The sequence below is a fragment of the Ehrlichia chaffeensis str. Arkansas genome (assembly GCF_000013145.1).
Taxonomy (GTDB): Bacteria; Pseudomonadota; Alphaproteobacteria; order Rickettsiales; family Anaplasmataceae; genus Ehrlichia; species Ehrlichia chaffeensis.
The window spans coordinates 442,240-467,289 of record NC_007799.1 but is presented as its reverse complement, the minus strand read 5'-3'; the positions used below and the strand labels follow the sequence as shown (position 1 = coordinate 467,289).

Below are 25,050 nucleotides of genomic sequence, written 5' to 3'. Positions count from 1 at the left end.
TAGCTTACTATGACATTATTCTCCATATACAAGTTTAAATATTATTCTGACAAACTATAACTTTTAATTTGTAATAGAATATTATAAATGATTATAAATTTATGTTATATATTAGGAATATTATATAAATTTAAATCGCTAAAACTTGGAGCGTTGTATGATCTTTCTTGCTAATCCATTTTTTCATTATAAAAACAACATACTCAGTATAGAAAACGTAAATGTATTGGATATTGCAAAAAATGTCGGAACCCCTGTCTATTGCTATTCTTTAAATGCAATAAAAAATAACTATAGACAATTCCAAGAAAATCTACCTAATAATTCTATAGTATGTTATGCAGTTAAGTCGAATTCTAACTTATCTATTTTAAGTTTATTAAATTCACTTGGAGCAGGAGCAGACGTTGTATCTGAAGGAGAAATACGACGTGCTATTGCAGCTGGAATTTCACCAAATAAAATAGTTTTCTCTGGCGTAGGAAAAACTGAGCAAGAAATAAATTTCGCATTGGACAATAGAATACTACAATTTAATGTAGAGTCTATTGAAGAGTTATCTCTCATAAATACAATAGCATGTCAAAAAAATATAATTGCACCAGTATCTATTAGGATTAATCCGAATATTAATGCAGATACAAATGATAAAATCACAACAGGATTGAAAGTTAATAAATTTGGTATACCAGAAGAATTACTTGATCAAATTTTCAATAAAGACTTTACTTGGATTAAAATTATAGGAATATCCGTACACATAGGTTCACAAATTTCCAATCTACACATATTCCAAAATACAATTGACAAAATAAAAAAAATTATAAAAATTTTTAAGCAACATAATACTCAAATTATCAGGGTTGACCTTGGTGGAGGACTTGGAATACCATATAAAAGTTCTGATACCTTCCCAACAATTCAAGAATATGCAAACTTACTAAAAAAGAATTTTGAAAATGAAAATTATCAAATCATATGTGAACCTGGTAGAGCATTAGTAGGAAATACTGGTATACTATTAACAAAAGTACTATACCGTAAATATAATCAAGAAAAAAGTCACATTATATTAGATGCAGGAATGAATGACCTAATACGTCCAGCATTATACAACGCTGAACACACAATAATACCAGCAATTTCTTCAACATCAACACAACTACAACCATGCGATATAGTCGGCCCTATATGTGAATCTGATGATACTTTTGCACATAATTATCATATACATAATTTACAAAACGGAGAAATAGTAGCAATATGCACAGCTGGAGCTTATGGATCTTCAATGTCAAGTAACTATAACTCCAGATTATTAATACCTGAAGTAATGGTTAACAACAGTAGTTATGACATTATTCGTTCTAGGCAAACTTATGAAGACATGTTAAAAGATGAGATCATATTAGAATTTTAAATATGTGATTAAATATCCTTCCAATAAGTATATTTTTCACTATTAGCACTATTGCATAACACGAAACAGATATTAAAACTTATAAAATTTTAATCGGTATTGCTACTTAGGAAAGAACATTTACTGATAACCTTATTCATATACTTACATAACACAACAAGTATGAATTAAAACAGAAAAAATCTCACTAATATTCAGATACAACTAAGTATTACATTACTTCTATGGTCACATTAGTAGATATATTTTTTGATACAATACAATTATGCATCAGGTAAAAAACTTTACATCAACATTCCAGAAAACAAACTAATACTATTTTTAAATAAGTAAGATTTATAACCTTATATTTAATAAGTATACCTGCTCAAGAAATATAAACCAGATATAAAAAAATCTTGCACACTTATATAGAATACCCTGCTCTAATAACTATTACTCAAACAAGAGCTGTCATCTAACAACTTTATTTTTAAATAAGCAAGATTTATAACCTTATATTTAACAAGTATACCTGCTCAAGAAATATAAACCAGATATAAAAAAATCTTGCACACTTATATAGAAATACCTGCTCTAATAACTATTACTTAGGAAAAAGCAAACATCTAACAACTTTACCATTCAACACAAATAACACTAAGTTCAGATTTAAAAAACGTACTTACAAACCTACAGTTTATGATATACAATATTTTACCCACTCATATCTGCCATATTACTCACAATCATATTGAACAAACAACACCCTATACACTCCTCCTCTTTTTATTACACTTACACTTGATACTTTATATTAAATAGAGGACTTAGCTTAGAAATAAAAGTAAGGAATTATAGAAATGAGTGCATCAAATTGAGTTTCAAATTATAAAGAAACTTTCACACCTTTTGCCACAGCATTTTTAACTAGTTTTTTTATTTTTTGAGCTTTATCAGTCAACTTTCTAGACGATGTGTTAAGCAAATATAAATCCAAACCACCCTTATAATTTACTGTCCTTAAAGTACGACTAGATACTTTAAATTTAAACTTCCTATTCAAAATATCGCTTACTAAAGTTACATTATGTAAGTTAACCAAATAAGCCCTTTTAGTTTTACGATTAGAGTGTGATACCTTATTCCCAAAAGACTTTCCCTGACCTGTAATATCACAAACCCTACTCATTTTACAAACCTAAAACACTAACTAACAGGCATTCATTATAACAATACATCAACATTAGTCAAACACAAATTCTTCAGATTATTGAGATTCAAAATAACTAATTACTATAAATATAATGTACCTTGCTGAATTACACGTTAGTTACATGCTACAAGCAATATCTCTTAATATTCATTAACAATAACTTATTGTCTTATCTATACCCAATAACAATTTACATAAAATTTACTGGATCAACATCTATAGTAATCCTAATTTTATTTGCTTTTGCATAATACTCCTTATACTTAGCAAGTAGTTTTTGTATAATAACGTTATGCTGTACCTTAATCAAAATTCTATATCTATATTTCCTATTTAAAAAACTTATAGGAGCAGGAGCTGGACCCAAAACAGTCAAAGTATGGGGAAGACTCTTTACTATTTGCTTCGACACATTTATGACATGAGTTTCATCCTTACCACTAATTATTATACCTATTAATCTTGTATATGGTGGCATTTTAGTTAATAACCTAGATTCTAGCTCTAAACTATAAAACAATTCACGATTATAAGATGACAATGATTTAATCAATGGGCTATTGGTATCATAAGTTTGTAAAATTACTTCACCGTTATCTGCAAATCTACCAGAACGCCCTGATACCTGATGCAACAGCTGATAAGTTCTCTCTGTAGCACGCAAATCACTATTATTCAAACTTAAATCAGCATCTATTATACCAACTAACGTTAATCTGGGAAAATTATGACCTTTTGCTATCACTTGAGTACCAATAATAACATTTACCTCATTACGCATAATCATATCAATCATAACACTTACATCCTTACTACTAATATCACTGCTAATTATCGCAACTTTAGCATTTGGTATTAGTGCAACAATGTCCTCTGCTATTTTTTCTACACCTACCCCATATGATATAAGAGAAGATTTATCTGAACAGTTAGTACACTCATCTTGCATGGGACAAGAATACCCACAATAATGACATAATAATATGTTTTTCTTTTTATGTTCTACAAGCCAAGTAGCACAGTTTTTACAGTTTATTTTAAAACCGCAAGCTTTGCATAATCTCAATTTTGCATATCCACGACGATTCAAGAAAAGCATAACTTGATCTTGCCTTTGCAAAGTTTCCAATATACTATTATAAAGTTTATTTGATAACCACACATTGACCATCTTGCTCTTACATAAATCAACAATCCTCACTGATGGCAATTTAGCATTTCCAAACCTTTGCGTTAATTTCACATGATAATACTGAGACTTTAATACATTGTTGATCGCCTCTAGAGATGGAGTAGCCGAAGACAAAATTATTGGTATATCCAAATTTTTTGCCAACACAATAGACATATCACGTGCATTATATAGCACTCCACATTCCTGCTTAAACGATGAATCATGTTCTTCATCTACAATAATCATCTTAAGGTTTTTATATGGTAGAAATAAAGCAGATCTTGCACCTATAACAATCAAAGACTGCCCATATGCTATGGATAACCAATATTCCTTACGATTCTTTAATGTTAAATTTGAATGCCATTCTACTGGATAATAACTATCAAAATAATGCTTTATACGCTTTATTAACTGCAATGTTAACACTATCTCTGGAAGTAAAATTAATGCTTGTGCTGTACTATCCCTTTTTATTAATTCACGTATAACTTCACAATAAACTTCAGTTTTTCCAGAGCCAGTTTCCCCATCTAATACTATAACTGAATAACCTGAAATCTTATTAACAATACTATTATATGCAATCCTTTGTTCATTAGATAAATTAATTTCTACACTATTACATCTGTCATTTTGTTTTGCATAAAATTTTAGCTTACTAAAAGATTTAGCATTTACTACATTACTGAACACCATCTTTAATACTAAACCTGCTGGAACAATATTATAGTCGCTCACCCATTTAATAAAATTAAGTAACGCAACATTAACTCTTGGCAAAGAATTTTTAGAAATTACAACTTTTAATTGTAACTTTTCTACATTACAATCTGAAGGTATCATATCATTCAATTTCAATATAACACCTACCAAGGTTCTAGCTCCAAAAGGTACAAGAACATATTCACCAACACAGAACATATCATTCTCTGGAATAGTGTAATAAAATGTCTTATTAATCGGTACCGGAAGTAAAATTTCAGCTATCATCTAAACATTTAAATAACAGAGCTGTTTTATTATAACAAAAGAATCAAAATTTACACCTTTACTTGTAAAGCTATCTTTCAACTACACATTTTTTTAAATACTAAACTGTTGAATACAAAACTAATAACATTATAAAAACCACTATACTATCAATACATACAGAAAACATAAATATAATTAAACAAGTAGCTCCTTCACTACTTATACCAAAGTCAAAAATCACATCATACTAGATAAGTAAACATATTTACTCAAAATACGCACTCGTTAATATAAATTTGTTTATCTCTAAATCTCTTCAATCACGAAAAAGAAAATCTTTAATTATTGCATCCGCAAGCATAATTGATGTATCTCTACTTGTATTGTCCCCAAATTTTCTTTCGGCATTAATCATTAAGTACTCTGGATGAAATTGAAAATATATATTACCATATTTATCCTCTATCGCCTCTATAACACCATCCTCCGACATAGCAGCAATTTTATATCCCAAATTATACATTTTCATCACATTCTCTACATTGCTATCAATTGCTTCTGAATGTGCATCTGGAAAATATATAATTTGATCTTTAGCCAATTTCAAATCAACTGCAATATTTGATAACCTAGTGTTAGGAAAAATTTTGATTTTATGTAAATTAGCATACACACTTCTAGGATCAGGCATTGACACAGTATGTGATTTCACAGAAATATCAGAATTAACTATATCCTTCACCCTTGTGATTTTAATTCCATTTGCATACATTATACCTTGTAAACCACCACAAACACCAAGAAGATGTATACAATGATTTTGATTATGAATTATTTTAACGACAGCATTAGTAACCAATTGTCTATCTAAAGACGGAGCAATTGGTAAAGAACTAATATTATAGTGGTTTCCTGGTATAAATATTCTATTGATATTATGCTCTTCTATAAACTTTAGAACCACACTTTCTATAATATCGTATCTTGATATCTTACAATTTGCTTTATAGGTTTTATTAATCTTTACTATTTCATCTTTCACTAACTGCATAATTACATTATAATCCATAAGAACTACACGAACACCATAACTCTGAAGTAATTGTGTAATTCCCAAAGCCGTTTTATACTCATTAGGGTAACTAATAAACTCAGTAGATATCAATCCAACTACAATATCCTTCTGATCATATCTTACACATCCCACTGATACTGATGTACACGGAATAAATAAGATAATAAAAAATAAAACTATAATTATAGCATACTTCATTCTACATATAAATTTCATACAATAATCTTTTTATAACATAGTATAAATTATTGACAAATAATTATTAATAAATTAATGATATACTTAATATAAGTGTTAAAGCTACTACTAAATTAATATAATGTAAAATGAAAACTAGATCTATAGAACAAATCACCTTACTACCACAATTAGCCAAATTTTCACATTATTAATCATAATATTTGTAATTTATACATTAACTTACACTCAATAAATTTCTAAATAGATTTCTTAAACTAAATATTAAGTTGATTGTCTACACATACTGAGATATTTTTTTTAATTAAGTACATAATCTATTCTATGAAATCTTTATTAGTGACTCGACCAAAAAAAGATTCTATCAAAATTAAGGAATATCTTAATAAGCAAGGTTTTAATGTCTACATAGAACCACTGTTTTCAATAAAATACCTGATAACTAAAATCAATATAAACGATTTCGATTTAATCATATCTACAAGCCAGCATAGCATAATCGCTTTGAGCAAGATCACTAAAAATTGGAATATACCCATTGTTACTGTCGGTAATAATACCATGAATACTGCACAAGAATTAGGATTTACATCTGTAAAATCACTCAATGGAAATATTGATAACGTTATATCTTATATAAAAAACCACAACAGAGCTAATATATTATACATAAGAGGCAAAGAAGTTACATATAACTTAAAAAAAAGTTTTAACCATTACCATAACTTTCAAGAGATTATACTATATAATACAATAGACAGAAAATACTTGAGTAAATGTTGTTATAATGCCTTATTACAAAACAAAATATCAGGTATACTACTTTATTCATCAAGAACTGCTAAAATACTTATAGAATTAATAGCAAAACACAATATTCAAGACAAAACAAGAGACATTACAATATACGCTATGAGTGATAAAATCGCAAGTACTGCAAAACAAGCTTGTTGGAAAGCCATAAAAACATCTGACCAACCTACTAACAAATCATTGCTTTCATTAATACCATAGTACATTTAAAAAAATCACCACGCTATAAAAAGCATTTTTTATTTTCTGGAAATATTTTTTATAGAAAGTTATAAAACAATGTCTCTGGTACATTACTTTAGAATATAAATTAGAACAAAAAGCTATATTATCATATGATTATACAATATAATTAAATTAAAATATTATTATATATATCAACAATGTGCATCATACCTACTAAAAGCACCATCATCTCTATATAAAAAGACAGATCTTTATATATTCAGCAAATCATAAAATATGTATATTACAATAGAATACAGCTATTATTTCATACATAAGGTTATGATTTAGATATACCTAAAAAACAAAAATATTCAAACATACAAAAAGTGCTTATAAAACAAATCTACTTACCTTTTAAACTCTGACATGCATGACATAACCAATGTTTTACTTCTTCACTTACATGTGGAGCAATAGTGTTATATACAAAATTATGATACTGGTCTATGTAATTGATTTCCTCATGATTTAACATATCTACATCTATTAATCTTAAATCTATAGGCACACATGTTAACTGTTTAAATCTTAAAAAGCCATTCATATATTCTTCAACGTACATCAGATTTTCAATCCTTATTCCATATTCACCATTTTTATAATATCCTGGCTCATTTGATAGCACCATATTTGGCTGCAATACAACATCATTCTTGTACGAAATAGCACAAGGACCTTCATGAACTGATAAAAAACTTCCCACCCCATGACCCGTACCATGTTGATAATCAAGTCCTGATTTCCACAAATACTGTCTAGCTAATATATCTAACATTCCACCAGTAGTACCTAAAGGAAAGACTGCCATCGCTAAAGCAATATGACCTTTTAAAACTAACGTAAAATTAGTAATTTGCTCAGATGTAGGTTCACCTATAGCAACAGTACGCGTAACATCTGTTGTACCATCAAGATATTGACCACCAGAATCTAATAAATATAATCCATTCTTACATATTAACTTATTTGTATCATTATTCGCTCTGTAATGTATTACAGCTCCGTTTTCTTGAAAACCAGAAATTGTAGAAAAACTTTCACCTTGAAACAAACTTTGCTGTTTTCTGAAATCTAATAATTTTGACTCAACATCCAGCTCTGTAATTTTCTGATTATTATCCAATTGCATATTTAACCAGTATAATAAATTAACTATAGAAATTCCATCTCTAACATGAGCATTAATTGCACCTTGTATTTCAACATCATTCTTTCTGGCTTTCATTAAAAGACAAAAATCTGCATCATTAACTAATACATCCTGTTGTTGTAAAGATAGAAAAATACTCATTGGTATAGTAGATGCATCTACAACTACTGATTTTACAGATTTCAAAACATTAAATAGATTATTCAAAGAACATATATTAAGATGCTCATATTTAACATTTACTGAGTAAACATCATCAATAAATAAATCAACTCTTCCATCCTTATATAAAATCGCTCTAGACAACACTGAAGGATTATAAAGAAACTTTTTATTACGTATATTTAACATCCATGAAATAACATCAGTATTTGTGATTAATGCAGCATCTTTGTCAGACAAATATTTTGCAACTTCACAAGACTTTGTATAACTCTCAACACCAGAATATTCTAAAGAATGCTGTACTATATCATGTTCTATAGCAAAATCACGAATCCACAACTTATCAATCAAAATTTGATCTATTGGTTTTAAAAAAATACCACAATCTTCATACTTTCTTATTTGACTCAAAGTAAACAATGCAGATTCATAAGCTACAACAGTATGAGATAGACAATTTTCTACACACCATTGCCAAGGAGTTAACTCACACACATTATGTATTTGATAATAACTACAGTCCAACTCCCTTGTTGCTTGTAATGTATATCTACCATCAGTAAAAAAATTCTGTTTACCTTCCCTTGATATTATCAAAGTAGCATTTGAGCCAGAAAAACCACACAACCATCTTATTCTTTGCTTGTTAATATGCACATACTCACACTGATATTCATCCGTATTCTGCAATAACAATACATCAATTTCATACTCTTCCATTAAACCAATTAATTGATTTAACCTATTTTTCATAAATTTCACACTTGATAAATAATAAAGATACATATTACTACATAATACAAGGCACAGCAGCCTTTTTTATCAACTACAAACTTACTACTAACAATCTTATATTTTTAAACATTATCCAAAAATCAACAACACAATAGATACAGTTACACATGTTAGCTATTCTTTTATCTAATTCCACATACTGAACAGATACATTTAGAATCAATACTCATGTAGTATTATGATCAATAATTTCCCCCTATCTGAAAAAATAAAACACATTAATAATCAACTAAACATCATGTATCATAACCATGTAAATATTTGCTAACATTCGAGAATCTTCTATACACAAAACTTACCTATTAGAAAAATATTAAGATAAACTCAAGATAGTCACCAATCCAAGTTAGACACTGACAAATTACTTGTTGTATCATTCCTTACAAAATTCACTACTAGAAACATTTATTTAAATCTGTAAATAAAGTACAGCTTAACCTAAAAATCACATGCCATAAGCAATCAGTTGCTTAATACTTATAATAAGTATTTTCGTAAAAATTTATCATTCGATTATATAAGTACTACAGATTAATAAGAATGTAATGTTAACTTATCTCCACTCATATTAAAATGAAAATATTGCAAAAAGCTCATTCCTAAAAGAGATGTACGCATCGGAGAAACATTTACACTAGCCTTTACATTATTAACAACAAATTTTCCAACCTGCATCTCAGATATTTCCACATACAAAGCCTTTACTGTACCATTAGCAGTATGATAAGTTTTCTTCTTATTTAGATATTTCAGATGATGTTTTAATCTCTTTGCATCTTCCACTGATAAGACTACATCAGTAGCTCCAGTATCAACTAAAAAATTAACTGGAATCCCATGTATCATAGCTTCTATATAAAAATGGCCATCCTTGGCTCTATAAAATTCAACTCCTCCTTCAACATAATTAACTTTGTTATTTTGAGTTGCAGCATTAGGAAAAAATTTATTAAAGTATTTATTGCCACCAATATCATCCTTTGTACCACTAAATAGCATGACTAATACTATAAAACCTAACCAAAATAATACATATTTTACATTCCGCATAATGGATTCCAAAAAACTTACTAATACAATAATGATATACTAGCAAATATATAAATTAATTAATTGAATATATTATATATGATTAAAGATAAAAATTTCCACCACAAGATTTATCCCACTCAATTCTAAATTGTTTGAAATGTTCTCTTCCACTGGAATCTAAATACGACAATAAGTCATTTATACTATCATTATAGCTTAGTGTTGTAATCCTATCCTGATAATGCATCATTCTCAAATACACCAAATAGGTATTTATTACATCTGTCTCACAGTAATCTCGAATTTCAGATATTTTACCACTATCATATAGTGCAGTAACCTTTGACCCATCAAGACCAAATTTACCAGGAAAATTTAACACTGAACACACTTCATTCATCTTTATTCTAGCAGAAGTACCAAAATCAGAAAGATAATCTAATAAGTCACAATGCCAGTCGATGCTATAGCGTTGAAAATAATTATTCCACTTATCCCCAATTTTATACAAACACCCTGCTTGTATACCATGTACCATAGCTCTATATTTTAACACTGGAAAATCAAAAGTACGTCCATTAAAAGACACAAATCTTGGCCTCAAAGATGAAACATATTGAAAAAATCCCTTAAGCAAATCTTTTTCGACAGAATCTATTTTTCCACCAGAACGTATTTCTTGCAAATGGAAAGATTCATATTCTCCCATCTTTTTAATATCTGCTTTAAGAAAACTAATTGCAACCACCTTATGAAAAGGTTGCCTTAAAAATGGATTTTTACCATCAGTAATATCTAAATGGTAATTTATTAATGCTTCCCTTTTCTCACTCAACTCAACTGTCTCATCAAAATCACTGAGGAGATTACGGCAAACATCCACATCTGGAATTGTTTCTATATCAAAAACCAATAAACTATTCAACATACCCTACACATTCATCTAAATGGTTTTGCCAAAATTCTCTAACTTTTACAAATAAGAAAAGATGTATCTTTAAATCAAGGATCTTTGCAAGATCAGATCTAGATTCCATGCTAATTTTCTTTATCATCTCTCCTTTTTTGCCTAAAATGATAGTCCTATGACTATCTTTAGTTACATATATTACCTGCTTAACAACTAAACTTCCATCTTCTTTTTCTTCTAATGCTTCAGTCACTACAGATAAAGAATAAGGTAATTCATGGTGTAAAGACAAAAATAACTTTTCCCGTGTAATTTCAGCCATAAAAAATTTTAATGGTGCATCACTAATCTGATCTTCAGGATATAACCAAGGACCATTAGGTGAAATTTCACATAGATAATCAACTAAACGACTTAACCCAATATCATGCAATGCTGATATAGTAAAAGTTTTACTAAAACTATGTAGTGAATACATATGTTCTATTGCTTTATCAACTGAAGATGTAGGAACTGTATCAATCTTATTCACTACTAAGATAGCATTGATATTAGATTGCTTGATTCTACTAATAATCTTCTCAATATGCTTATTCAAATAATTTTTTACATCAAGCAACAGTATTACATTTTCAATACCTTTAAGAGACATCCAAGCATGCTTTACAATAAACTTTTCTAATTTTGTCTTCGGAGAAAAGATACCTGGTGTATCTATAAATATCAATTGAACATTCTCATTATTCAATACAGCATGCATCCTAACTCTAGTAGTTTGCACCTTTGGCGTCACTGCTGCAACCTTTTGTCCTACTAGCATATTAATTAATGTTGACTTTCCTGCATTAGTTGTACCAACTATAGCATTCATAGAACATTTTTTACTTATATGATCCATATTCCCTTGCTAATACTAAGTAATTAAATATACAGTACATTCCTACATTTACAAAAAACATAAAAATTATACAGTATATACTTGAAACTCTTAATGCTACTGTGTAAAACTTTGGCTAATACAACACCAATTCCGTAAGTGAACATTATAAAACCAACTTTTACATTACACACCAAAAACATATAGTATGCAATAAAATTTTTTAACAATTTAAAAGGCTAACTTCAATCATTACAATAAAATTATATAAATATTTATAGACTACTAAAGAAAGTAATTTTCGCTAAAATCCATTATACAATCTTACAACAGACTCTTTATCACATAGATCCCTGATATAAAAAATTCACAAACTATACAACTCATATTATTATATACAATATATAACTATTTTACTAAGGATACTCTAAATCATTAATAAAAGTAATATGCTATAAATTCCCTATTCTACAGAACTTTATTGCACTTTAGCTTTCATATAAAAACTTAGAATTTACAAACACATATCGATAATACTTCTCTATAAATATATACCACCTGATAAAAACTATTCTTTGTTAAACATATTCATGAAGTCTGTATTTTTAATCTTACTATAGTCAACTTTACTAAATTTATTCATCAAGCTACTCATTTGATTAAATTGTTTTATAAGCATATTAATAACATTAACATGTACTCCAGAACCTTTAGCAATTCTAGCCTTACGTGCACCATTCAATATTTTAGGATTTTCTCTTTCTTTTTTTGTCATAGAATTAACAATTGCAATATACTGTTTCACTCTACTATCATTTGCAATTCCAGAAACTTGACGTTTAACATCAGCACCAAAATTAGGCATAAATTTTAAAATATTGGCAATACCACCCAGCTTATTTAACGCCTTCAGTTGTTGTACTAAATCATTTAAATCAAATTTACCTTTCTGAGCTTTTTTTTGCATCTCATCTATAGCATGCTTGCCTACAGCTTCTGTAGCTTTTTCTACTAGAGATACAACATCACCCATATTTAATATTCTTTTGGCAATTCTTTCTGGATAAAAATCATCTAGATCACTTAATTTTTCTCCATTAGCAATGAATTTAATAGGACTACCAACTGACATTTTCATAGAAAGTGCAGCACCACCTCTAGAATCACCATCAATACGGGTTAAAATAATACCTGTAATCCCTATATTATCATTAAATGACTTAGCTACATTTATAGCATCTTGACCTATCATAGAATCAACAACTAAAATTACCTCACTAGGAGAAGTAAGATCTTTTATAGCCCTTAACTCTTCCATCATCACTTGATCAACATGCAACCTTCCTGCTGTATCTAAAATTAAAACATCACAATTAGCCTGCTGAGCATTATCCATTGCTCTCTTTACTATATCAATAGGAGCCTGATTTTCAATAATTGGTAAAGTTTGAACATCTATTTGTTTGCCTAATATTTCCAATTGCTTTTGAGCTGCAGGACGATACACATCCAACGATGCCATTACTACTTCCTTTTTTTTATTTTTAAGTTTTAACGCTAACTTAGCTGTAGTTGTAGTTTTACCAACACCTTGAAGCCCTACCATCATAATCACAGACAAAGGCTTAGAAATATCTAATTCACACTTTTCAGATCCTAATACTTCAATTAAACAATCCTGGATCTTTTTTATTATCATCTGCGTTGGCAATACACCTTTTACAGTAGTGCCACCAACTATTTTCTCTTTTACATTACTAATAAAATCCTTAACTACAGCTAAAGAAACATCTGCTTCAAGCAAAGCAACTTTTACTTCTTCCATCGCAGCATCAAAATCCTCAGAAGAAATAACATGCTTACTCTGCATCTTTTGGATTACATTAGTTAAACTACTAGTTAAAGACTCAAACATAAATATACAACGACCATAATAATAATAAATAACATACCAAATATTATAGTAAATCCTAAAGGATCAATACTTGATATACCTAAAATTTTCCTACCATCTTTAAAATACAATAATATTCTTGTACTTAATACATTGTTTAACATTGTAATAAGAATATTATAAATGCATAACAAAAAATTATTGATAAACAGTATTACACTCATAAACAATACCCTATAGACCCAATCAATGTCCATAGTAAAATTAACTCTCCCTTTAAAAACTGGATGAAAACAGATAAAGAATAATATACTTCCAAATATTAATCCACACTGCAACACAATACTACTTAGCTTTTCACTATCTAGATCATGAAACAAATAGTAACTTCCAAATACTCCAAAAAACGTACAAACTAATGTTAATATCAACATCGATAACTTAGATGCTGCACAAACCTTTCTAACAATAGGACTTTCTATAGCTTTAGATATAAATGCATACCAAAAAAATTTTATTCCAACACTCACAAATAACAATATACTACATATCAAGAACAATTTACCCATCAACACACTTGCAAGATCTACATTGTTTATATTATGTGTAATTAGAAACTTAGAAACAAAACCACCAGTACCAGGTAAAGCTCCCATAGTAAATATAGCAATTGCAGAACATACTGCCTCTACTGGCATTTTATTGAATAACCCACCAATTTCACTAAGATTAAATTTTTGAGTACTATTTATCACAGAAATAGCAACCATAAATAATAAAGTTTGATAAATTATAGACAGGACTATCTGTAAAACGATTATACCATAAATATCAACACCATCATTATAAGAAAACCCTATCGCAGTGATAACCAACCCCATTTGTCCAACTAAATTATAGCAAAGTAAACGTTTAATATTATTTTCCAACATTGAAAAAATTATGCCATAAACAGACGTCGCTATACCTAAAAACAGTAATATTTTTTCTCCTTGAAAAAAGAACAATAATACATATGCTGAAACTTTAGTAGTAAACACAGATAAGATCAAAATACCATTATTCAATGCTGCAGAATAAGCATCTGTCACCCAAGAAGATAAAGGAAAGCAAGCACAATTGATCAATAAACCTATTAAAAAAAATAATTTATAATAATACTCACCATTAATTATCCCTAAAAACCCACCAGATGCCCCAATAAGTAACAGTACACCAGACAAAAAATGAATACATGAATAATGTATCACTGAATTTTTATTAGCTCCAAAAGAGTTTACAGCAACTATCATTAGAGCACTCAATGCCATAAATTCAAATGATATAACTAAAGACAATAAATTTCCTGAAGAAATAGCTGCTATACTACTTAAATAATATAAAAGATATAAAATCGTCTCATGCTTCTTTATATTCCAAATATATAAAAAAATTAGAACAATAATAAAAGAAAATACAAAAAATAATATTAGACTATAATTATATGTTTCAGTCCTTGTATCGTATAACAGGAGCTCTAATACAACAAATACTAAAAAAGCTAATTTAGGTATAAAAGATATAATAGAGAAGCGGTTAGCAAGATACTCAGTCATAATAACTCAAGTTATATTATTATTTTTTCAAGCATATATAACTAATACTAAATCGCATTAAAAATAGCTACTAAATATTAGAAATTAAAATGTACATCATACCAAAATAATTTATTCTTCTGTACAAAAATAATAACAAGTACTATTGCACGATATCATACTACAATTAATAAATAATTGAAACAACATCAGAAAAAATAGACAAGTATTCTTGAATTATTGATATTCATACTGAACATATATATCAACAACAATAAAAACTATTACATAAAAAGATTACACGCTCATTATGTTAATTAGAACTATCAAAGATTCTTTTCTTCCAATGAAGAAATTTTAGTCATTAAATCTACTACATGTAATGATTTATTTTCAATAAAGTATTAAGTTATTATAAAACATGTACTTTCCACTACTTATCTATTTTTTGCTGATACATGATCAATTATATCTTTTTGAATAATAACAAATTATCTTTCAGTTTCAGCACAACTAATACACAGGATTATTAAATATAATCTGTAAAAATAAAATTACAGATTCACCATTTATTTGTTGAATATATTAACTATCCTATGTAACTTGTAAAACATAGTATCAACATTAAATAGATACATTATTTTGGTAATAATAAGCTATTTGCTCTATTTTTAAAAGAAGACATTATCCTCTTATATGCAGTATCGCAAACCAAATTAAATGCGGACTGTAACATAGGTATTTTAAAAGCACAACTTATGTAAAACTGTACTAACGTTTGACTTTCTCCTTTTGGAATAAAAGTCCACTGATTATGTAAAAACTTAAATAATCCTTCTACTGCTTCTACCTTTATCCACCCTTCTTGATCCACAGTAGGCTCTTTAAACATAACATTTGAAGTATATTGACCACTTAATCCTTTAAAACTAGCTAACAAATCAGCTACTATTACATTTCCTCTACGCTCTTTTACGTAAACTGCTTTACACCATGGAAGAAAATCAGGATACTTTTCAACATCTAATACTATATTGAATAAATCAATAGCAGAAAAATTGATAATTTCACTATCATTTAAGTTATATTCATTGTTAGACATAACAAGATTCTGTAAGAAACACAAAACTATACCCCATATGGGGAGAAACCGCCATTGCCGTCTATGCTCTGAATATCCTGAGACTTAAGCTAAGGTGGGCACCATTTATTAGTCTCCATAACTAACAGTGACAGCTCCCTAAAAAAATCAATCGAGCTCGAGGAATTAACTTAACTTCAACGTACAATACAGAAACTCCCAATGCAATCCTAACACAATATAGTGGACCTATCAACTCTATTGTCACATAACTCAATAAGAGTAGTAGTACTATTTGCTATCCTTCTTATCAATCTCTTGATAATCAGAATCAACAACTTTAGAATCTTCTTCTTCGTTATTACTTGCTGTACTGTTCTCAGCAGATGAAGGATTATTAGCAGCATTACCATATAAAGCTTCACCTAGCTTCATTGATACTTTCATCAAATGATCAACTTTTTGCTGTAAAACATCTACACTTTCCATATCACTACTACTGAGACCATCTTTTACATCTCTAATAGCATTCTCAATTTCAAGCCTATCAGAATTTGGAATCTTATCTCCATATTCGTTTAAAGATTTTTCCGTAGAGTGCACTAAATTTTCACCATTATTTTTCAGTTCAATAAATTTCTTACGCTTCTCATCCTCTCCAGCTTTTTGCTCAGCTTCTTTTATCATTCGTTGAATTTCATCATCACTTAATCCTCCAGAAGACTGAATCTTAATAGCTTGCTCTTTACCTGAAGCTTTATCTTTTGCTGAAACATGTACTATACCATTAGCATCTATGTCAAAGGTAACTTCAATTTGAGGCATACCACGAGGAGCTGAAGGTATACCTTCCAAGCTAAACTGACCTAATAATTTATTATCAGCTGCCATTTTCCTCTCACCTTGGTACACCTTAATAGTAACTGCAGTTTGACCATCTTCTGCTGTTGAGAATACTTGAGATTTCTTTGTAGGAATTGTAGTATTCCTTTCAATCAATGGAGTAAATACACCACCTAAAGTTTCTATACCTAAAGATAGTGGAGTTACATCTAATAATAATACATCTCTAACATCACCAGCAAGAATACTTCCCTGTATAGCAGCACCTATAGCTACAACTTCATCTGGATTAACACCCTTATGAGGTTCTCTACCAAAAAATTCTTTTACCTTTTGTATTACTTTAGGAACCCTAGTCATCCCACCAACTAATACAACCTCATCTATTTTATCTGCAGATATTCCAGCATCCTTAAGAGCCTTCTTACATGGTTCAATAGTTCTTTGAATTAGATCATCAACTAAATTTTCAAACTTTGCTCTAGTCAATTTTAAACTTAAATGCTTAGGCCCAGTACTATCACTAGAAATAAATGGCAGATTTATATCAGTTTCCATACGGTTAGACAATTCTATCTTTGCCTTTTCTGATGCTTCCTTAATTCTCTGTACTGCCATAGAATCATTATGTAAATCTATGCCTGTAGTCTTTTTAAAATCATCCATCAAATAGTTCATAATAGCGTGGTCAAAATCTTCACCACCAAGCATTGTATCACCATTTGTTGCTTTTACTTCAAAAACACCGTCAGCAATTTCTAATATTGAAACATCAAAAGTACCACCACCTAAATCATAGACTGCTATTACTTTTTGTTTATCACTTTTATTTAACCCATACGCCAAAGCAGCAGCTGTAGGTTCATTAATTATTCTAATAACATCTAATCCTGCTATCCTTCCTGCATCCTTTGTTGCTTGACGTTGCGCATCATTAAAATATGCAGGTACTGTAATCACAGCCTTCTCAACTTTATGTCCAAGATGTCTTTCTGCTGTTTCTTTCATTTTTTCCAAAACAAATGCACCAATCTGACTTGGAGAATATTCTTTGCCAAGTACTTTTATCCAAGCATCACCGTTTTTAGCAGACACCACATCATAAGATGATTTTATATCTTTCACATCTTGATATCTACGTCCTATAAGCCTTTTACTAGCATATATAGTATTCTTAGCGTTTGTAGTAGCTTGACGTTTTGCTGGATCCCCAACTAACCTTTCTGAATCAGTAAATGCAACTATTGAAGGTGTAGTTCTAGCCCCTTCACTATTTTCAATAGCTTTTGCATCACCTCCCTCCATAACTGCAACACAAGAATTTGTCGTACCTAAATCTATACCTATAACAGCCATAAATAGCCCCCTTACATAAAAATCAAAACTATAATCACAGATATAATAACCAAATCATAAGATTACAACCCCATTTAACACAAGTTCATAAATTTATGAATTAAATATGTGAAAATATGCGGGTCAACCACTTCTTTATCCACATGTTTCCAGTAGGAGTTTTTTGTATTTCCTCTTTTAATTTATTATCTTCAGAAATTTTATAATCAACAGTAAATACATTAACAGCATCCTTACCTTGATTTAACATATCATCATTTTCAACACTAATATTAAAATCAGATACACTACTCGTATTTTGATTCACAGTTAACTTAACTGACACACTGAATTCTTCTTCAATCTCAGCAATATGTTGACGTTTATTATTAAAAAAATACTCTACCATTTGTCCAGCAACAGAAATGTTGATCAATTTATTACGATTCTTATTAGCACAATATCTAATATCACGTAATATATCTCCAGAAGAAGATTCCAAAGACCTAACCCTACCTACTCCTTTACAATGTGAACATTGTACCGTATTCGCTTCTAATATACTTTGCTTGACCCTCTGTCTTGATATTTCCATCAAACCAAATGTACTTATATAGCCAAACTGTACTTTTGCTTTATCATATTTAAAAGCTTCTTTAATTTCAGATTCAACTGACCTACAATAGCGATATTTTAACATATCAATAAAATCTATCACTATTAATCCAGATAACCCTCGCAGGTTTACTTGTCTAGCTATTTCCTTTACAGCTTCCATATTTGTTTTATAAGCTGTCTCCTCAATACTATCCTCTCCTGTCATCTTACCAGAATTAATATCTATTGATACCAACGCTTCTGTTGGAGTAATAACCATATATCCTCCAGAAGGCAAATTAACTACATTTCCATATAGTTCACAAATTTGCGACTCAATTTTGTAATAAGAGAAAATAGGAACACTGCCCTTATAAATTCTAAGACGCACCCTGTTCCTAAACATGAACTTAACACATTCTTTTGCTAACTCATATGCGTAGCTACCTGATACAATAATATCTTGCGTATTCTCATCACAATAATCCCGTAATGTTCTTTTTATTATATCACCTTCAACATATAACAATAAAGGCATAGTAACACTTATATAACTATTCTGTATACTTCGCCAAGTCGACTGTAAATAAGATAAATCCTGCTCTATTTCTTTCTGGTTCTTATTAGACCCAGCAGTTCTAATAATTATTCCTGATTCTTTCGGCAGTTTTATAGCACTTAGAAAATTCTTTAAAATTTTTCTATCATCAGCATCTTCAATACGACGCGATATTCCACTATTCTTATTACCAGAATTTGGCATAAATATACAATATCTACCAACCAGGGTAATAAATGTTGAAAAAGTTGCTCCTTTATTTCCACGCTCCTCTTTTACAATTTGCGCCATTAATTTTTGATCAAGCTTTATTACATCTTGCACTTTATACAATTTGTAAAAAGGTAATTTAGACTTACCATTTCGCAAATTATCTTTCTTCAATAATGTCAACTTGTCATTACAATCACTAACATTATCTTGATCCTTAGTATCACATGCAACAGAGTCATCTACAGATTTTACATCATCATCATTTTTTACATCAGAATCTTCATATAATACTTGATATAATTTTTCTTTCTCTTCTTCAGAAATATTATAATAATCTAATGATATTTCAGAAAAAGGCAAAAACCCGTGTTTATTTGCTCCATATTCAATAAATACTGCTTGTAAAGATGGTTCTATACGTTTCACTACAGCACAATATACATTTCCTTTTAAACACTTTTTATTCTTTGATTCTTGATCAAACTCTACAACCTGTCCATCACGTAATACTGCTACTCTAATTCCATCTTGATATACTGCATCAATTAATATCCTTTTATTATGATTTGACACTAGACTTACACCTAAAACTCACTTAACTATAGCCTTTAATTATAATAGTATAGACAAGATTTCAAAAATAAAAACACCTTATTTTATCTACACTCAAAAAATATAAACAAATAAAACATTAACTATTTGTTTATCTACGTATTTCCTTATTGTTTATTGAAGAAAATGCTCTTCTTATTTTTACAATTATTGACAAACCAACAGCTAAAATTGCAACCCCAACAACAATGGCTGTCAACATCAAAACACTAGGTAAAGGGTTAGTATACAATATTACTTTATCATTTAAAATTGGTACATTACCATCACTAACATAACCAATAGAAATATAAAATAACAATACAGAAGTTTGAAATATATTTAACCCTATTAATTTTTTTACAAGATTTTTATTAGCAGTAGTAACATACAAACCTATAACCATCAATATTATAGACACAATGTAATTAAAACAACTCAAAATCATATACCAGAGTTAAAATAAATAAAACTATTAGAAAACACATTTATTCTTTATAAGAAGATACAAAATTAAAAAAAATAGTCAACATAGAACTACACACAGTCATGCCCACACCTAGTTCTACAAGAAATATCCCTAACTTTTGTCCCAATACTGGATCACTAGCCAAAGTAGAATACGAGAGAAATTCACCACCAAGTAACATAGATGCAATACCAGTACCTCCATATATCAAAATACCAATACCACCAATTAATCTGACAATATAGGGTGATATCACTTTTAAAGTGACCTTTAATCCAAATAATATACCATGTAAAATAATTGCAGATGCAACAATAACACCAGCCTGAAAACCACCACCTGGACTATAGTCACCATGAAATTGAATATACAATCCATACAAAATTATAACAGGTATCATTAAAATAGATACTGTTCGCAACACTGGATCTTTAAACATGATGATTATCCTTAGCAAGCAATAAAGAAATTCCCAAAGAAGCAGTAAATATTACAACCGTTTCACCAAAAGTATCATATCCTCGAAAACTTGCTAAAATTGCAGTAACTATATTAGGAATTCCCATATAAGAGTAAGTGTTTTTTACATAGTAAGATGCAACGTGATTATTTGCAAAAGAATTAGCATCACCAAAAACAGGTAAATCAGGTATTACATACATCAAACTTACAAACACTCCTAATACAACAATAATAGGAAATATTTTTATATTACCACACGTTTGTTTCTCATCTGTATCAATTAATGATAAAGCAACCAACATTAGTATAGTACTTATCCCTGCCCCTACAGCAGCTTCTGTAATTGCAACATCTGGAGCATCCATTACTAAATGCAACAATGCCATCAAAAAGCTAAATATACACATCATTATCACATTCACAGTAAGACTTTTAAATAATACCAAACAAGATGACACGAATACTAAAAATAAAGATAAAATAACATTTATAATAAAATTCACATCAGTCAGCATCATCTTTACCTTTTTTCTCTTTGTAATAAGCAGAACGTGCTAATGCATAAGATGCCGTAGTACCAGTAATCCATAAAAAACAGATTAATAACAAAACTTTAATTGTAAAAATTGAAAACCCAGATCGCATAGCAAGTCCAATTAAAATTAAAGGTGCTCCTAAAGAATCTGTTATACCTGCAGGATGTAATTTTGTATAAAAATCAGGAAATCTCATTACTCCTACTACAGAAGTAATAACTAGAAATATTCCCAATGCTAGCACTACTATACTTATATATTCCATCATTTTTTTATATCTCCAAAAGAACCATGAAGAAAAAACCTCATAAACCCAATAGTAGAAATAAAATTAATACACGCATATACTAAAGACACATCTATCAATAAAGAAAATGTATCATTTATGATTCCGATAACAACAATTAAAACTATAGAATACGTTCCAAACAAATTTGCAGCAAGTATTTTATCATATATGGTTTTACTAGTAACCAAATATACCAACATCATCCCCATACAAAATAATAACACACAAGCTGTAAATACTAACATTTCATCCAACGATAACAATGATAAAATCAATATATACAAATATTATTAATACACAAACATTTAAATTATAGTAACTAAAACTTAGATTAAATCGTAAAACACATACATTAATACTTAGAGACTTAAAAACATACATCTATATTTTTTAAGAAAATGTATTTTTTATTATAACAACATAATTTTTAAAGATTTTTACACTCAAAACTGGATAAATTAAACATAGCAATATAATTGCTAAAGCTCTGTGAATTCTACATTATAATTCAATACTAAAAAATAGATTAAACCAATTAAAGTTTGTTCTACAATGCTTAAAAATTTCGTTTACAAATATTTAATAAAATTGATTACTTATATTCATCTAATTTGTATTAATTTTCAACTTATCAAGTATCTTGTTTACTAAACCTTCCGCAGTGATTCCAAAATGTTTATATAAATCCTTATATGGAGCAGATATCCCAAAATCCTCTAAACCTACAAAAATACCATTTTCTCCTATGTATCTATGCCATCCAAAAGAACTTGCAGCTTCTACCGCAGCTTTAATGCTTTTATTATTCAATAAATTGAATATATACTTTTTATCTTGCTGAACAAACAACTCCCAGCAAGGAATAGATACTACTCTTGTACCTAACCCTTTACTTTTCAAAATATCAGATGCTTTTAGTGCAATCTCCACTTCAGACCCTGTGGCAAAAATGGTAACATCTAAATCCTTCTCATATTCACGTATAACATATGCACCTTTATTAGATAAATTCTCATCAACAGATACACTGCGAACACTGCCAACATTTTGTCTAGATAGTATAAACACAGATGGAGAACTAGTTAACTTTAATGCAATTTCCCAACATTCTAATACTTCAATAGCATCAGCTGGTCTAAAAACATATAAATTAGGGATCGATCGTAAAGATGATAAGTGCTCTATAGGTTGATGAGTTGGCCCATCCTCTCCTACTCCAATAGAATCATGTGTCATAACATAAATAACTTGTTTTTTCATCAATGCAGACAATCTAATAGCTGGTCTACAATAATCAGAAAAAACTAAAAATGTTCCACCATAAGGAATCATTCCACCATGCAATGCCATACCATTCATACACCCTGCCATAGCATGTTCTCTAATACCATAATGCAAATAAGATCCATTAAAATTACTTCTGTTAATAATTGATATTAACTGTGGTTTAGTATTATTAGAATTAGTAAGATCAGCAGATCCACCTATTAATTTACTTGTATGCTTTGCTATAACTTCTAATACTCTACCAGAAGTCCTACGAGTTGCTTCACTTAAGTTTAAAGCATAAAGTTCTTTTTTAAATTCTTTCAAACCTAAAAAAACTGAATCAGGAACACCTTCCTTCATCATATCTACAAAATCATCAAAAGTTTTACTATATTTCGCAGACCTATCAAGCCACATGTTGTATTCATCTTCTGATCTACTAGAAACATTCTTCCATAACTGCAAAATTTCTTCTGGTATATTAAATGGATTACATTGCCAATTTAATTTCTCTTTCATCAACATTACTTCTTCTTCTGAAAATGGCCAACTATGTGCAGCACATGTATTTTCTTTTGAAGAAAGATGCTTTCCAATAACCGTCTTACAACAAATCAAAGAAGGTTTTTCAGATTTCTGAGCATTTTTAATTGAAGATTCAATCTGACCAAAATCATGCCCATCTATTTCAAAAACATCCCACTGATAAGACAAAAACCTAGCTTTAACATCATCTGAAACAGATAAAGAAATTGGACCATCTATTGAAATATTATTGTCATCAAATAATACTATCAATTTATTCAACTGCAAATGTCCTGCCAAAGATGCTGCTTCATGACTAATGCCTTCCATAAGGCATCCATCACCAACCATAACATAAGTAGTATGATTTACAATTTCACTGCCAAATTTTTCAGACAATATTTTTTCTGCTATTGCCATACCTACTGCACACGCTAAACCCTGACCTAATGGGCCAGTAGTAGCATCTACTCCAGGAGTGTATCCATATTCTGGGTGTCCAGGAGTTAAAGAATGAATTTGTCTAAATCTTTTTATTTCTTCTATATCTAAACATCCTAAAAAATATAATATGGAATACAGCAACATAGATCCATGGCCATTTGATAACACAAATCTATCTCTATCAAACCAATTAGGATCTTTAGGATTAAATTTTAAAAACTTTGCAAACAATACTGTAGCAACATCTGCCATTCCAAGAGGCATACCTGGATGTCCAGACGCAGCTTTCTGTATAGCATCTACTGATAACACCCTAATGGCATTAGCCATATTTACCATATCATTATATTCGTTGTCCATAT

20 protein-coding genes are annotated in these 25,050 nt (G+C 29.4%); 2 read left to right on the top strand and 18 right to left on the bottom strand.

What is annotated here, in order from left to right; genetic code table 11:
• Nucleotides 1-157: 157 nt before the first annotated feature.
• A complete protein-coding gene (gene lysA, locus ECH_RS02010) occupies nucleotides 158-1,420 on the top strand; it encodes a diaminopimelate decarboxylase (RefSeq protein WP_006009913.1) in 1,263 nt (420 codons plus the stop codon).
• A gap of 868 nt (nucleotides 1,421-2,288) precedes the next feature.
• On the opposite strand, the gene rpmB is transcribed toward lysA, so the two are convergent.
• The 3 genes from rpmB to ECH_RS01995 form a co-directional block, all read right to left on the bottom strand.
• Complete coding sequence (gene rpmB, locus ECH_RS02005; RefSeq protein ID WP_011452632.1) at nucleotides 2,289-2,591, bottom strand: 50S ribosomal protein L28; 303 nt, start codon at nucleotides 2,589-2,591, stop codon at nucleotides 2,289-2,291.
• Between the two features lie 214 nt (nucleotides 2,592-2,805).
• Complete coding sequence (gene priA / locus ECH_RS02000) at nucleotides 2,806-4,782, bottom strand: replication restart helicase PriA (protein ID WP_011452631.1); 1,977 nt, start codon at nucleotides 4,780-4,782, stop codon at nucleotides 2,806-2,808.
• 298 nt (nucleotides 4,783-5,080) lie between these two features.
• Nucleotides 5,081-6,055: a glutamine amidotransferase-related protein gene (locus ECH_RS01995; RefSeq protein ID WP_006011234.1), complete on the bottom strand. Its 975-nt coding sequence runs from the start codon at nucleotides 6,053-6,055 to the stop codon at nucleotides 5,081-5,083.
• A gap of 306 nt (nucleotides 6,056-6,361) precedes the next feature.
• On the opposite strand from ECH_RS01995, the gene ECH_RS01990 reads away from it, so the two are divergent.
• Nucleotides 6,362-7,051, top strand: a complete 690-nt coding sequence (locus ECH_RS01990; protein WP_006011232.1) for a uroporphyrinogen-III synthase — start codon at nucleotides 6,362-6,364, stop codon at nucleotides 7,049-7,051.
• A 370-nt stretch (nucleotides 7,052-7,421) separates the two neighbouring features.
• Here the strand turns inward: ECH_RS01990 and ECH_RS01985 are convergent, their stop codons facing one another.
• The 15 genes from ECH_RS01985 to tkt form a co-directional block, all read right to left on the bottom strand.
• Nucleotides 7,422-9,146 carry an aminopeptidase P family protein gene (locus tag ECH_RS01985; protein ID WP_011452629.1) on the bottom strand — a complete coding sequence of 575 codons (1,725 nt, stop codon included), beginning with the start codon at nucleotides 9,144-9,146 and terminating at the stop codon, nucleotides 7,422-7,424.
• Nucleotides 9,147-9,719: 573 nt separating this feature from the next.
• Nucleotides 9,720-10,238: a retropepsin-like aspartic protease family protein gene (locus tag ECH_RS01980; protein WP_011452628.1), complete on the bottom strand. Its 519-nt coding sequence runs from the start codon at nucleotides 10,236-10,238 to the stop codon at nucleotides 9,720-9,722.
• Nucleotides 10,239-10,320: 82 nt separating this feature from the next.
• Nucleotides 10,321-11,148 carry a 3'-5' exonuclease gene (locus ECH_RS01975; RefSeq protein ID WP_006011647.1) on the bottom strand — a complete coding sequence of 276 codons (828 nt, stop codon included), beginning with the start codon at nucleotides 11,146-11,148 and terminating at the stop codon, nucleotides 10,321-10,323.
• Nucleotides 11,138-12,028 (bottom strand): GTPase Era, encoded by an 891-nt coding sequence (era, locus tag ECH_RS01970; protein ID WP_011452627.1) that lies wholly within the window; start codon nucleotides 12,026-12,028, stop codon nucleotides 11,138-11,140. The genes ECH_RS01975 and era overlap by 11 nt, the downstream gene beginning before the upstream one ends.
• Before the next feature lie 547 nt (nucleotides 12,029-12,575).
• Nucleotides 12,576-13,922, bottom strand: a complete 1,347-nt coding sequence (gene ffh / locus ECH_RS01965) for a signal recognition particle protein (RefSeq protein ID WP_011452626.1) — start codon at nucleotides 13,920-13,922, stop codon at nucleotides 12,576-12,578.
• Entirely contained in the window at nucleotides 13,907-15,496 is a 1,590-nt protein-coding gene (locus ECH_RS01960) for a proton-conducting transporter membrane subunit (protein WP_011452625.1), read from the bottom strand. The genes ffh and ECH_RS01960 overlap by 16 nt, the downstream gene beginning before the upstream one ends.
• A gap of 616 nt (nucleotides 15,497-16,112) precedes the next feature.
• Nucleotides 16,113-16,577, bottom strand: a complete 465-nt coding sequence (locus tag ECH_RS01955; RefSeq protein ID WP_006010958.1) for a type II toxin-antitoxin system RatA family toxin — start codon at nucleotides 16,575-16,577, stop codon at nucleotides 16,113-16,115.
• Nucleotides 16,578-16,847: 270 nt separating this feature from the next.
• Nucleotides 16,848-18,755 (bottom strand): molecular chaperone DnaK, encoded by a 1,908-nt coding sequence (gene dnaK, locus ECH_RS01950; RefSeq protein WP_011452623.1) that lies wholly within the window; start codon nucleotides 18,753-18,755, stop codon nucleotides 16,848-16,850.
• 100 nt (nucleotides 18,756-18,855) lie between these two features.
• Entirely contained in the window at nucleotides 18,856-20,676 is a 1,821-nt protein-coding gene (locus ECH_RS01945; RefSeq protein ID WP_006010962.1) for an Rne/Rng family ribonuclease, read from the bottom strand.
• Between the two features lie 130 nt (nucleotides 20,677-20,806).
• Nucleotides 20,807-21,142 carry a cation:proton antiporter subunit C gene (locus ECH_RS01940; protein ID WP_006010963.1) on the bottom strand — a complete coding sequence of 112 codons (336 nt, stop codon included), beginning with the start codon at nucleotides 21,140-21,142 and terminating at the stop codon, nucleotides 20,807-20,809.
• 40 nt (nucleotides 21,143-21,182) lie between these two features.
• Entirely contained in the window at nucleotides 21,183-21,602 is a 420-nt protein-coding gene (locus ECH_RS01935) for a Na(+)/H(+) antiporter subunit B (RefSeq protein ID WP_044147973.1), read from the bottom strand.
• On the bottom strand, nucleotides 21,595-22,140 hold the full coding sequence (locus ECH_RS01930; RefSeq protein ID WP_044148156.1) for a DUF4040 domain-containing protein: 546 nt from the start codon (nucleotides 22,138-22,140) through the stop codon (nucleotides 21,595-21,597). Before ECH_RS01930 ends, ECH_RS01935 begins: the two co-directional genes overlap by 8 nt.
• Nucleotides 22,130-22,429 carry a monovalent cation/H(+) antiporter subunit G gene (mnhG, locus tag ECH_RS01925; RefSeq protein WP_011452622.1) on the bottom strand — a complete coding sequence of 100 codons (300 nt, stop codon included), beginning with the start codon at nucleotides 22,427-22,429 and terminating at the stop codon, nucleotides 22,130-22,132. The genes ECH_RS01930 and mnhG overlap by 11 nt, the downstream gene beginning before the upstream one ends.
• Nucleotides 22,426-22,734 carry a monovalent cation/H+ antiporter complex subunit F gene (locus ECH_RS01920; RefSeq protein WP_011452621.1) on the bottom strand — a complete coding sequence of 103 codons (309 nt, stop codon included), beginning with the start codon at nucleotides 22,732-22,734 and terminating at the stop codon, nucleotides 22,426-22,428. Before ECH_RS01920 ends, mnhG begins: the two co-directional genes overlap by 4 nt.
• 322 nt (nucleotides 22,735-23,056) lie before the next feature.
• Nucleotides 23,057-25,048 (bottom strand): transketolase, encoded by a 1,992-nt coding sequence (gene tkt, locus ECH_RS01915; RefSeq protein WP_011452620.1) that lies wholly within the window; start codon nucleotides 25,046-25,048, stop codon nucleotides 23,057-23,059.
• Nucleotides 25,049-25,050 lie beyond the last annotated feature (2 nt).